Source organism: Bradyrhizobium erythrophlei (assembly GCF_900129505.1).
In the GTDB taxonomy this organism is placed as follows: domain Bacteria; phylum Pseudomonadota; class Alphaproteobacteria; order Rhizobiales; family Xanthobacteraceae; genus Bradyrhizobium; species Bradyrhizobium erythrophlei_D.
This window is the reverse complement of the sequence record NZ_LT670818.1, coordinates 2443552-2456402: the sequence shown is the minus strand read 5'-3', so window position 1 is coordinate 2456402 and position 12851 is coordinate 2443552. Positions and strand designations below refer to the sequence as shown.

The window sequence follows — 12851 nt, the reverse complement described above, 5'->3', positions numbered from 1 at the left end:
GGGAGAGGGTTGGGGTGAGGGGCTGCCTCAGCAAGCCGGACACGCCGAGAGTCCCCCTCACCCGCCGCGCCAAGAGCGCGGCGACCTCTCCCCGCAAGCGGGGCGAGGTGGAACGAGCCGGCACATCGCCGATTCAACTCAAGGCCACCATGAGCTAAGCTCCGCGAATGCATTTACGAGCGCGCCGTGGCTGATCTTTACGACGACCTGGAATCGCAGCCACTGCCGGACCGTTCGCGGCTGCAGCGCTTTCTTGTGGCCGCGATGGCGGTCGTGCTCGCCTACACCTTCCTCGCTTATCTGGCGCTGCCGGCGCTGTGGACCCATCACGAGCACCAGAAGAAGCTCGCCAATTTGCCGATGGTAACGCGCACCGCGCAGGGCATTCCCGGCGATCCGATCAATGTCGGCCTGGTCGGCGACGACAAGGACGTGCTCTGCGCCATGGCGGCCGCCGGCTGGTTTCCGGCCGATCCCGTCACGCTGCGCTCCTCGATCGAGATCGCCGGCAGCGTGCTCTTGGACCGGCCCTATCGCGACGCGCCGGTGAGTCCTTTGTTTTATCTCGGCCGCCGCGAGGATCTCGCGTTCGAAAAGCCCGACGGCAACAGCCCCGATCATCGCCATCATGTGCGGTTCTGGAAGGTGCTGGACAAAGGTGACGAACAGCGGCCGGTCTGGCTCGGCGCGGTGACCTATGACCGCAGCGTCGGCGTCAGCCATTATACCGGCGCCATCACCCACCACATCGGTGCCGATATCGACGCCGAGCGCCTGCTGCTGACAACCGACCTCGAAGCCGCCGGCATGGTCGACGCCAAATACCAGGTCACGGGCATCGGCCCCACCATGACCGGGCGCAACGGCGGCGGCGATCCCTATTACACCGACGGCGAGGTGTGGATCCTGCGCCTGGTCGTGGCGTGCCAGAAACGGACCGGCCCCGCCACCGTCATCCCGAGCCCGTCGGCCACCGAGATCAAGGACCAGATCTGGCACGGCATCGCCGACGCGCTGGCGAAGTAGGATGGACCGCGGGCCGCATTTTGTCGTCATTGCCTGCGACAAACGCGAAGCGCATGCGCAAGGGAGCGCAAGTGACGTACGGCAAAAATGGATTGCTTCGCGGAGCCTGTCATCGGGCGGCGCTTCGCGCCGACCCGTTGACTCGCAATGACGGTTTCAATTGATTATGATGACTTTCAACCTTGAATTCCTCCTCATTTCCCTGCATCCCTCCCCTTGAAGCCCACCCAAGAAGGAACAACAAAAATGACCGTTCGCGCGGGCCGGGAATTCCTGGCGATCCCCGGTCCCACCACGATGCCCGACGAGGTGCTGCGGGCGATGCATCGTCCGGCGCTGGACATCTATTCCGACCAGATGATCGAGCTGAGCGACAGCCTGCATCGCGACCTGTCGAAACTGTTCGCCACCAAAAGCCGATCCTATGTCTATATCGCCAACGGCCATGGCGCCTGGGAAGCGGTGCTCACCAACGTGCTGTCGCGCGGCGACAAGATCCTGGTGCTGGAGAGCGGCCGGTTCGCGATCGGCTGGGGCGACGCCGCCGCCGCGATGGGCGTCGAGGTCGAGGTGCTGAAGGGCGACTGGCGCCGCGCCATCCGTCCCGCCGAGGTCGAAGCACGCCTGCGGCAGGACAAGGAGCACAGCATCAAGGCGATCCTCGCGGTGCAGGTCGACACCGCCTCGGGCGCCTATAACGACATCGAAGCCATCGGCAAGGCGATCAGGGCCGCCGGCCACCCGGCGTTGTTCATGGTCGATGCGGTGGCATCGCTGGGCTGCATGCCGTTCGAGATGGACGCCTGGGGCATCGACGTCGCGATGTCCGGTTCGCAGAAGGGCCTGATGACCCCGCCGGGCCTCGGCTTTGTTGCCGCCAACGATCGCGCGCGCAAGGTGCACAAGACCGCCGGACTGCGGACGCCCTATTGGGATTGGACCGAGCGCGAGGGCTCCGAGCACTACCGCAAATATGCCGGCACTGCGCCGGTGCATCTGTTGTTCGCGCTGCGCCAGGCGGTCGACATGCTGTTCGAGGAGAAACTCGAAAACGTGTTCCTGCGCCATCGCCTGCTCGGCGAAGCGGTGCGCCGCGCAGTCGCGGTCTGGGCCGAGGGCCAGGTGCTCGGCTTCAATATCGCGGAAGCGAGCGAACGCTCCAACACCGTCACAACCGTGGTCATGAACGGCCACGACCCGGTGGAGCTGCATAAATACTGCAAGGAAAAATGCGGCGTGGTGCTGGGCGTCGGGATCGGCGATTTGCAGGGCCAGGCGTTCCGGATCGCCCATATGGGGCACGTCAACGCGCCGATGATCTTAGGCACACTCGGTGTCATCGAAGTCGGCCTCAACGCGCTTCAAATCCCCCATGGCAACGGCGGCACCGAAGCCGCGATCGACTGGCTCGGCGAAAGCGTGAGTGCGTAAGGCACGGGTTCGGAATCATCGGGCCCGCGCAGCCGCTAAAGCCTGTGGTTATGGGTCCCGGCTCAAGGCCGGGACGACGATAGTTGAACGCCAAGTCTTTTCGCCGGCCCTCCATTCGTGCTTATATTGATCCAGCGATAAATAAGCCGACAACGGCGCGACGTGTATTCCGCGGCAGGCGGGAACCGGATTTGGGGAGGCGTTTGATTGGCGTCCGTTGAATTGCGCGGCTTAACCAAGCGATTTGGATCGCTTGCGGTGGTCGATGATGTATCTTTGCGGATCGATCATGGGCAGCTGGTCTGCCTGCTCGGGCCCTCCGGCTGCGGCAAGACCACCACGCTGCGGCTGATCGCGGGGTTCCTCGAACCTTCCGACGGCGAGATCCATGTCGGCGACCGCGTAGTGTCGTCGCGCGCGCGCACGCTGCCGCCCGAACAGCGCAAGATGTCGATGATCTTCCAGAGCTACGCGCTGTGGCCGCATATGACGGTGGCGGAAAACATCGTCTATGGCTTGCGCCTGCGCAAACTCGACCGCGACACCATCGCGAAGAAGCTCGCGGCAATCCTGGCCACCACAAAACTCGAGATTCTCGCGCAGCGCTATCCCGGCGAATTGTCCGGCGGCCAGCAGCAGCGGGTGGCGCTGGCGCGCGCGCTGATCGTCGAGCCGCAGACGCTCCTGCTCGACGAACCCCTGTCCAACCTCGACGCCAATCTGCGCGAGGAGATGCGGTTCGAGATCCGCCGCCTGCACGACGAATATCGCTACACCACGGTCTATGTCACCCACGACCAGTCCGAGGCCATGACCACCGCCGATCTGATCGCGGTGATGAACGGCGGCAGGATCGACCAGCTCGGCACGCCGGAAGACATCTATGACCGGCCGCAGTCGGAATTCGTCGCACGCTTCATCGGCGCCAGCAATGTGATCGCCGGCACCGCCCGTGACGGCAATCATGTCGCGTTCGCCGGCGCGATCCTGCAGGTGGTGGGCGCGACACTCGATCCCGGCCAGAAAGCCATCGTCGCCATCCGCCAGCACGACATCCAGCTTTCGACGCAGCCGCCGCCCGCGCCCGGCAATGCGGTCAAGGCCAGGGTGACGCGCCAGGTGTTTCTCGGCGCCAACCGCGACTACATGGTCGAAACTCCTGACGGTACGACCTTGCGGGTGGTCACCCCGATCGATAACGCCGTGCCCGTGGGCACGGAGGTCTGGCTTTATCTTCCGCCCGAACGCTGCCGCGCGCTGAGCCGGTGAACCGCCAACAGGAGGACGCGATGAGAGGCAAACGACTTTCCCGGCGCGACGTTCTCAAAACCTCGCTGCAGGGCTCGGCCGCGCTGGCCATGGCAAGCGTGTTCGCCGAGCCTGCGCGCGCGCAAGCCCCGCCGGCCGAATCCATCACGCCGCAACTGATCGACGCGGCGAAAAAGGAAGGCACGGTGATCCTGTATTCCTCCATGGATCTTCCCGTCGGCGAAAAGCTCGGCAAGGCGTTCGAGGCGCACTATCCGGGGATTTCCGTCCAGATCGAGCGCTCCGGCTCGGAGCGGCTGTTTCAGCGGGTCGCGCAGGAAGCCGCGAGCAACATCCACGCCGTCGACGTGATCAACAGCTCCGACGCCTCGCACTTCATTCCCTGGAAGAAGAACGGCTGGCTGGCGCCGTTCGTGTCGGAAGAAATCGCTAAATATTTTCCGGCTGACTATCGCGACCCCGACGGCATGTTCGCGACGTCGCGGATCTGGTTGTCGTCGATCGCCTACAACACCAATCTGGTGAAGCCCGAGGACGCGCCGAAAAGTTTCGCCGACCTGCTGGATCCGAAATGGGCCGGCAAGATGGTCAAGGGGCATCCCGCCTATAGCGGCACCATCATGACCGCGACCTTCGAGACGGTGCGCGAACTGGGTTGGGATTATTACGAGAAGCTGTCGAAGCAGCGCGTCATGCAGGTGCAGTCGTCAACCGATCCACCGAAGAAATTGTCGCTCGGCGAGCGCGCGGTGATGGCCGACGGCAACGAATATGGCATCGTGCTGCTGAAGGAGGCCGGCCAGCCGGTCGAACCGGTCTATCCGGCCGAGGGCACGCCGACCATTTCGGGGCCGACGGGCATCTTCGCCGCCGCGCCGCATCCCAATGCCGCACGACTGTTCCAGGCATGGCTGCACACCCGCGAAACCCAGCAATTCTTCATCGATTTCACCGCGCAATATTCGGTGCATGCGCAGGTGCAATCGAAGCCGGGCCGGCGGAAAATATCCGACATCAAGCTGATGAAGGAAGATGCGGCCGGCGTCGAGCAGATGGCCGAGGAAATCAAGACGCGCTATGCGAAACTGTTTCGGGTGTGATGCCCATCCTCGCGGTAGGGCGGCGGCGCGCTCTTCACCTCGCCCTGCGCTTGCGGGGAGAGGTCGGCGCGCATCGCCAGATGCGCGACGGGTGAGGGGGACTCTCCGCGGGTCGAACTTGCCGATAGAGCCCTTCACCCCAACCCTCTCAGAGCGAGCTTGCTCGTCTCGACCCCGCAAGAGCGGGGCGAGGGAGCGAAAGATGCAAGCCGGTGATAAAAGATAACCAAGATTGAACCCAGCATGACCATCACCACCCCCATCGACGGCACCCGCGGCAGATTCGACTGGACCAAGCCGATGCTGGGACTGTTCGCGGCCTGCCTGATATTGCTGATCGCGCTGCCGATGTCGTGGCTTGCCGTCTACGCCTTCACCGACAAGGCCAATCACGTGACGCTGCACAATTTCGTCACGCTGTTCACCAATCCCGATTTTCTCGATCCGCTGCTGACCACCGCGATCATCGCCACGACTTCGGCCGTGATCTGCTGCGCGGTGGCGGCGCCGATGGGGTGGCTGGTGTCGCGCACCGACATGCCGGGGCGGCAATTGATCCGGGCACTGGTCACCGCCTCTTTCGTGACGCCGCCGTTTCTCGGCGCGGTGGCCTGGGAACTGCTGGCGGCGCCGAACAGCGGCTTGCTGAACCAGCTGTTTCGTTGTCTCACCGGCGCCGACTCCGACGATCATCTGTTCAATATCTACTCGCTGACCGGAATCATTTTTGTGATTTCCTGCTACACCTTCCCCTTCGTATTCGTGTTGGTCGCCAACGCGCTCGACAACATGCCGGGCGAACTCGAGGATGCGTCCGCGATCCTCGGCGGCAGGGCCTGGACCACGGCACGGCGCGTCACCATTCCGCTGGCGCTGCCTGCTCTCGTCGCCGGCGCGCTGATCGCCTTCCTGCAGGCCATGACCCTGTTCGGATCGCCGGCGATCCTGGCGCTGCCGGCCGGCTTCCACACCATGACCACCAAGATCTGGAGCCTGTTCCAGTATCCGCCGAAGCTGGAGCTCGCCGCCGCCGCTGCGGTGCCGCTGTTGCTGCTGACCATCCTGCTGCTGCAAGCGCAAAAATTCATCCTCGGCCGCCGCGGCTACTCTGTCGTCGGCGGCAAATACGGCGCACCGCGCCAGGTCGAACTGAGGAAATGGCGCTGGGCGGCGCTGGGCTTCTGTCTGATCGTGCTGCTCAACCCGGTGTTCCTGCCTTATTTCGCGCTGCTCAACGCGGCCTTCTCGCCGAACGCGACCACGCTGGTGACGCCATCGACGCTGACGCTGAAGAACATCGTGTTCGTGTTCACGGAACTGTCCTCGACCCAGCTCGCGCTGAAGAACACCGTCATCCTGGGCACCGCGACCGCGACCATCGGTACGATGCTGGCGCTGGTGATCGCCTATGTCACGACGCGCCGGGTAATCCTGGGCCATCGCATGCTCGGCTTTCTCGCCACCGCCCCGGTCGCGGTGCCCGGCATCGTGCTCGGCGTCGGGCTGTTCCTCAGCTACACGCGGCCGCCTTTCGTGCTCTATGGCACGCTGTGGATCCTCTTGATCGCCTTCCTCACCATCAACCTGCCCTCGGCCTATCAGCAATTGCAGGCGGCGTTCGCCACCATTCATCCGGAACTCGAGGACGCCAGCCGCATTCTCGGCGCAACGCGGCTGCAGGCGCTGCGCCAGATCACCGCACCGCTGCTGCGCACCGGCGTGATCGCGACCTGGTGTTTTATCTTCATCGGCGTGATGCGGGAGCTGTCGGCGGCGATCGTGCTGTTCACCTCGCAGACCAAGGTAATCAGCGTGTTGATCTACGACCTCAATGAAAGCGGCGACCTCGCCGCGATCTCGGTGCTGGGCATCGCGATGCTGGTGATCACGTTCGCGGTCGTGCTCGCGGTCAACCGGATCCCGGTATTCGGCGCCAACGCCGATGCGCGGTTAAGGAATTAGCTAGCCGCAACGCGCCCCCAATTTGATCTGCCCGCGACAACGGCGGTGAGCTCCCTCTCCCAGAGGGAGAGGGTTGGGGTGAGGGATTACGGTTCATCGTTAGGCTGTGACCCCTCACCCGGCGCTGCGCGCCGACCTCTCCCCATGGGAGAGGTGAAACGGAGCATGCTGCGAGTTAATGCGCCTACCGTTCGATACTGTCGACCCGATACGCCGCGACTTGCGCCTCGAGCCGTTCCAGCGAAGCCAGCGGCGCAGCGCGGTCGACGACGTAGGTGCCTGCGGCCAGCCACGACAGGATCTTCAGATCGACGTCAGGCGAATGATGGATCACGTCGGCATAATTGCCGAGGTTGTGGGTGACCTCACTGACCGCGCGAAAGTCGTGCAGGCGGACGTTTGGGTACTCCGCCAGCCGCTGGGCGGCATAGGCGGAGAAATCGTAGACGAGCTGCAGCGTCGATGGCGAGGCGTCCCTCATCGCGGCCCATTGCAGGATCGAGTACGGGGGAAAATAGATGTCGAACAGAATATCCGGGTTTTTCGCGATCAGGCCGACCGCATCCTGCTCGAAATTCTTCACCATCGGTTCAAAGCTGTATCCTTCGGCCAGATAGGCACTGCGCACGGGATCGGTGATGGACCTCAAAGCATCCACGGCCTTTTTCGCGTTATAGGCTTCCTGGACGTCGATCTCGGGCCGGAGGATGTTGATGTCGTCGACGCGGGAAATCGGAAATTTGAACATGACGCCGTTGGTCAGCCGCGCGACGAGCGGCGCAAGCGGCGGAATCGAGCGCACCATGATCCACGCCGATTCGCGCGCCATCGCGCCGCTGAACAGGTAACCGGCGAAGCCCTTGATGTCTCGCCGATAAAGATCGGCCGGAAGATAGATGTCGTGATCGACATCCGGCGAATCGCGGAAGATCCAGTCGTCCATCTCCCAGATCACCCGCCTGGGATGGCGCTCGAGCGCCGAGGCAATGACAAAACTCTGCTCATGCGACGTCGACCCCGTCATCGAAAGCTTCAGCGACTTCCCACCGAGCAGGCGGTCGATGTCGCTCTGCCGGAAGTGGATCGCCAGCGAGGTGCCCATGAAGACGGTGTCGAATTCCTGGCTGCTGATCAGGCCGGCGTCCTGCATCCGGCTGTCAGGCGAATACATCGCCGCAACCAGCCGCGCCGGCCTGAACAACTGCAGCGGGTCGACGATGAAAGTGAGCGCGGACGCCGCAAAAATGACCAGTGCGGTGGCGCCCAGAAACCGCAGCAGATCCTTGGCAGGTGCACTCATTCTTTGCTTGAGCATGACCTTTTCGGAAAACCGGTTCCCACTTTTCCGGGTCATGCTCTAAAACCTGAAGTATATGAATTCGCTGTGCTGCTGGATTCCGAGAATCCCGAAAGCCAGCACCGCCGCGGTGGCGTAAAGGAAGAGCGGCCGCAGCCGCGAGCCGTCGAGCGTCCCTCCGACAGTTCTATTGGCGTGATCGTAACCCATGATGGTTTGCGTGTTCGGCGCGAACCACGCGATGGCGGCATAGATGCCGATGAAGACTGCGTCGGCCATTTCGCCACGGCCGAAGGCGATTTGCGCAGGGCTGGCCATCTTCGACAGCACGTAAAGCGCGCTTGACAGGCTGTCGGCGCGGAAGAACACCCAGGCGACGACGACGGCGAGGAACGTGAGTGCGAACGCGGCAAGATTTGCCAGGGACGCCAGGCGCGGCGTTATCGCCGGACCAAAATTGTTCCAGGCGTGGTTGATGCAAAGATAGCAGCCGTGCAGCACGCCCCAGATGACAAACGTCCAGGCCGCGCCGTGCCAGAGCCCGCCGAGCGCCATTGTAATCATCAGGTTGACATAGCGCAGCGCCGGCCCGCCGCGATTGCCGCCGAGCGGGATATAGAGATAGTCGCGCAGGAATGCGACAGCGTCATGTGCCAGCGCCGCCAGAAGTCGATGATGTTTCGGGCCTTGTACGGCGAATTGAAATTGAGCGGCAGGAAGATGCCGAACATCAGGGAGATTCCGATCGCCATGTCGGAATAGCCGGAGAAATCGAAATAGAGCTGGAAGGTGTAGGCCAGCGCGCCGATCCAGGCCTGGTCAAACGACGGTGTCGTGGGGCCGAAGGCGAGCGCGACCAGGGGTTGGATGCCGTCGGCGAGGCAGGTCTTCTTGAACAGGCCGATCGCGAAAATGATCAGGCCGCACAGGATCAGATGCGGATCCGGCCGCTTCGATTCGCTTCGCTCGAACTGTGGGATCATGTCCCGGTGGTGCAGGATCGGCCCGGCGATCAGATGCGGGAAGTAGGTCACGAACAGCGCGTAACGCGGCAGCGCGTAACCCGCGACCTTGCCGCGATAGGCATCCACCAGGAAGGCGATCTGGGTGAAGGTGTAGAAGGATATCCCGACCGGCAGCAGGATGTTCACGGCGAGGCCGGTGGAAAACAGCGCATCGAGATTGGCGGCGAGGAAGCCGGCATATTTGAATGTGCCGAGCACCAGGAGATCGCCGGTGACGCCGATCGTGAGAACCGCCAATCGCATCCGCGCGCGCAGCCGCCTTGCGATCAACAACAGGCCGATGAAATAGTTGAACGCGATCGAGCCCAGCAGCAGGCCCACGAATTGCCAGTTGCTGAAGGAATAAAAGGCCAGCGACGCCAGCGCCAGCCAGATCACGGGCAAAGGATTGCCGAACCGGCCGAGCGCAAAATAGCCGAACAGGGCGACCGGCAGGAACAGGAAGATGAAGGGATAGGAATTGAAGAGCATCAGGCCTTTCCCGGGCGCAGGGCCGAAAAACCCTAACCACACAACCCGGCAGTCAACAAGCCGTGCGCGGCACTGGCGCAGGGGCGCCATATCTGGCAATCCGCTGGCGAGCGCCGATATAGCGTTGACAACCGCGGCAAGGTCCGCGAGCGGAACCGGGTGAGCACCAATGGATCAAAAGACCTCCCTCCCCGCGCCGGTCGCGCCGCGCCGGTCGCATCCGTTCACCACCCACGGCATCACGGTGGTGGACGACTACGCCTGGCTGAAGGATCAAAACTGGCAGGAAGTGTTGCGCGATCCCGCCGTGCTCGATCCGGATATCAGGAAATATCTCGAAGCCGAGAACGCCTATACCGAGAGCCTGCTCGGCCACACCGCCGCCCTGCAGAAGACGCTGGTTGCGGAAATGCGCGGGCGGATCAAGGAGGACGATTCCAGCGTGCCCTCGCCGGACGGTCCTTACGCCTATCTGCGCAAGTTCCGCGAGGGCGGCCAGCACGAACTGTTCGGCCGCATGCCGCGCGACGGCGGCGAGGTCCGGATCGTGCTCGATGGTGACCAGCTCGCGGCATCCGAGGAATATTTCAAGTTCGGCGGCGCCCGGCATTCGCCGGATCATCGACTCGAGGCCTGGAGCGCCGATATCAAGGGCTCGGAATATTTTTCCATCCGCGTGCGCGACTGGGCTGATGGCAAGGACCTCGACGATCTGGTCGAGGAAACCGACGGCGCGGTGGTGTGGAGCACTGACGGCAAGAGCTTCTTCTATGTCAAGCTCGACGACAACCACCGCCCGATGCAGGTCTGGCGCCATCGCCTCGGCACGCCGCAGGCGGACGACAGTCTGGCCTATGAGGAGCACGATGCCGGCTGGTTCACGCATATCCATGAGAGCTCCAGCGGGCGTTTTTGCGTGATCGCGGGCGGCGACCACGAAACGTCAGAGCAGCGGCTGATCGATCTCGCCCGTCCCGAGGCGCCGCCGCGGCTGGTCGCCGCGCGCCAGAGCGGCGTGCAATATTCGCTGGCCGACCGCGGCGAGGAATTGTTCATCCTCACCAACGCCGACGGCGCGATCGATTTCAAGGTCGTGACCGCGCCGCTCGCCGCCCCCGAGCGCGCCAACTGGCGCGAGCTGATCCCGCATCGCGCCGGCATCTACATCCTCGATGTCGAGCTCTATGCCGGCCACATGGTGCGGCTGGAGCGCGCCAATGCGCTGCCGTCCATCATCATCCGCGATCTCGGCACAGGCGACGAGCACGCCATCGCCTTCGACGAGGCGGCCTATTCGCTCGACACCATGGGCTCCTATGAATTCGACACGACGAATCTGCGTTTTTCCTATTCGTCGATGACGACGCCGTCGGAGGTCTACGACTACGACATGGCGAAGCGCACGCGGGTGTTGCGCAAGCGCCAGGAAATTCCCAGTGGCCACAACCCCGCCGACTACGTCACCACCCGAATCATGGCGAAGTCGCATGACGGCGCCGAGGTGCCGGTATCGATCCTGCACCGCAAAGACCTCACGCGCGACGGCAACGCGCCGCTGCTTTTGTATGGCTACGGCTCCTACGGCATGGCGATGCCGGCGTCGTTCTCGGCCAACCGACTGTCGCTGGTCGATCGCGGCTTTGTCTATGCCATCGCCCATATCCGCGGCGGCACCGACAAGGGCTGGGGCTGGTATCTGGACGGCAAGCGCGAGAAGAAGACCAACAGCTTCGACGATTTCGCCGCCAGCGCGCGCGCGCTGATCGCAGCCAAATATACCGGGACCAAACGCATTGTCGCCCATGGCGGCAGCGCCGGCGGCATGCTGATGGGTGCGGTCGCCAACCGCGCTGGCGAATTGTTCGCCGGCATCGTCGCCGAGGTGCCGTTCGTCGACGTGCTCAACACCATGCTCGACGACACGCTGCCGCTGACGCCGCCGGAATGGCCGGAATGGGGCAACCCGATCGAGAGCGAAAGGGACTTCAAGACCATCTTGTCATACTCGCCTTACGACAACGTCGCGGCCAGGGATTATCCGGCGATTCTCGCGATGGGCGGCCTGACCGATCCGCGCGTCACCTACTGGGAGCCGGCCAAATGGATCGCGCGGCTGCGCGCCACCATGACAGGCGGCGGACCGGTGTTGCTGCGGATCAACATGGGCGCCGGCCACGGCGGCGCATCGGGTCGATTCAACCGGCTCGACGAGGTCGCGATCGCCTATGCGTTCGCGCTGTGGGCGGTGGGAATGGTGGAGAGAACGTCGTAGCCCAGGTCATCCAGGTTGTCGTCCCCGAGAAAGCGGGGACCCATAACCACCGAACGACGGTTTCAGGCACGCTAGGGCAACATCCTGGCAATAACGAGCGCTTGTGGTTATGGGTCCCGGATCGCGCTCGCTCCGCTCGCTTGTCCGGGACGACGTGTCTTATGGTGCGCCTACCTCCCCATCTTCTTCCGCCACGCCGCGAACTGCACCAGCGTCTGCTCGTCGGTGGCGGGATAAAGACCGAAAATGCCGCGGCCCTTCTTCACCTCCTCCGTGACAAAATCCTCGAACGCGGTCATCTCGACGGCCTCAACGGCGATTTCGTCGGCGAGGTGCGCGGGGATCACGATGACGCCGTCGCCATCGCCGAGGATGACGTCGCCGGGAAACACTGGCGCGTCGCCGCAGCCGATCGGGACGTTGATCTCGATCGCCTGATGCAGCGTCAGGTTGGTCGGCGCGCTCGGGCGGTGATGGTAGGCGGGAAAGCCGAGTTTTGCGATCTCGGCTGAATCGCGAAAGCCGCCGTCGGTGACGACGCCGGCGACACCGCGTTGCATCAGCCGCGTCACCAGGATCGCGCCGGCCGAGGCCGCGCGGGCATCCTTGCGGCTGTCCATCACCAGCACCGCGCCGGGCGGACAGTCCTCGATCGCCTTGCGCTGCGGATGAGCGCGGTCGCGAAACACCTCGAGCTTGTTGAGGTCTTCGCGCGCCGGCATGTAGCGCAGGGTAAAGGCCTCGCCGACCAGCACCGGCTGATCGGCGCCAAGCGCATGCACGTCCTGAATCATCTGGATGCGAAAGCCGCGCTTGAACAGCGCGGTCGCGACCGTGGCGGTGGAGACGGACTTTAATTTAGTGCGGGTGGTATCGCTGAGTTTTGTCATGTGGCCTTATCCTGGTTGTCCGTCATTCCGGCGCGATGCGAAGCATCGAACCTCAGATGCGCAATTGCGCATCGGGGAATCTCTCGAAGCTCCGGGTCTGGTCCTTCG

Annotated in this window: 10 protein-coding genes; 6 read left to right on the top strand and 4 right to left on the bottom strand. The window is 63.5% G+C overall.

Features of this window, described 5'->3' with window-relative positions:
- The first annotated feature begins 264 nt into the window (after window positions 1-264).
- From B5525_RS11575 to B5525_RS11555, 5 genes are all read left to right on the top strand, one after another.
- A complete protein-coding gene (locus tag B5525_RS11575) occupies window positions 265-1026 on the top strand; it encodes an LssY C-terminal domain-containing protein (protein ID WP_079573232.1) in 762 nt (253 codons plus the stop codon).
- Window positions 1027-1272: 246 nt separating this feature from the next.
- Entirely contained in the window at window positions 1273-2457 is a 1185-nt protein-coding gene (locus B5525_RS11570; protein WP_079566125.1) for a pyridoxal-phosphate-dependent aminotransferase family protein, read from the top strand.
- Window positions 2458-2664: 207 nt separating this feature from the next.
- Window positions 2665-3726, top strand: a complete 1062-nt coding sequence (locus B5525_RS11565; protein ID WP_079566124.1) for an ABC transporter ATP-binding protein — start codon at window positions 2665-2667, stop codon at window positions 3724-3726.
- A 20-nt stretch (window positions 3727-3746) separates the two neighbouring features.
- Window positions 3747-4826 (top strand): ABC transporter substrate-binding protein, encoded by a 1080-nt coding sequence (locus B5525_RS11560; protein ID WP_079573230.1) that lies wholly within the window; start codon window positions 3747-3749, stop codon window positions 4824-4826.
- A 243-nt stretch (window positions 4827-5069) separates the two neighbouring features.
- Window positions 5070-6788, top strand: a complete 1719-nt coding sequence (locus tag B5525_RS11555) for an ABC transporter permease (RefSeq protein WP_079566123.1) — start codon at window positions 5070-5072, stop codon at window positions 6786-6788.
- Between the two features lie 184 nt (window positions 6789-6972).
- On the opposite strand, the gene B5525_RS11550 is transcribed toward B5525_RS11555, so the two are convergent.
- The 3 genes from B5525_RS11550 to B5525_RS47150 are packed head-to-tail and all read right to left on the bottom strand — an operon-like array spanning window position 6973 to window position 9581.
- Window positions 6973-8103: a hypothetical protein gene (locus tag B5525_RS11550; protein ID WP_244567871.1), complete on the bottom strand. Its 1131-nt coding sequence runs from the start codon at window positions 8101-8103 to the stop codon at window positions 6973-6975.
- A gap of 42 nt (window positions 8104-8145) precedes the next feature.
- Window positions 8146-8667 (bottom strand): hypothetical protein, encoded by a 522-nt coding sequence (locus tag B5525_RS47155; RefSeq protein WP_276328864.1) that lies wholly within the window; start codon window positions 8665-8667, stop codon window positions 8146-8148.
- A complete protein-coding gene (locus B5525_RS47150) occupies window positions 8649-9581 on the bottom strand; it encodes an MBOAT family O-acyltransferase (RefSeq protein ID WP_276328846.1) in 933 nt (310 codons plus the stop codon). The genes B5525_RS47155 and B5525_RS47150 overlap by 19 nt, the downstream gene beginning before the upstream one ends.
- 169 nt (window positions 9582-9750) lie before the next feature.
- Between B5525_RS47150 and B5525_RS11540 the strand changes: the two genes are divergently transcribed.
- Window positions 9751-11853, top strand: coding sequence for a S9 family peptidase (locus tag B5525_RS11540; RefSeq protein ID WP_079566122.1), 2103 nt, complete (start codon window positions 9751-9753; stop codon window positions 11851-11853).
- A 170-nt stretch (window positions 11854-12023) separates the two neighbouring features.
- Here the strand turns inward: B5525_RS11540 and B5525_RS11535 are convergent, their stop codons facing one another.
- A complete protein-coding gene (locus tag B5525_RS11535; RefSeq protein WP_079566121.1) occupies window positions 12024-12743 on the bottom strand; it encodes a ribonuclease activity regulator RraA in 720 nt (239 codons plus the stop codon).
- Between the last annotated feature and the right edge of the window lie 108 nt (window positions 12744-12851).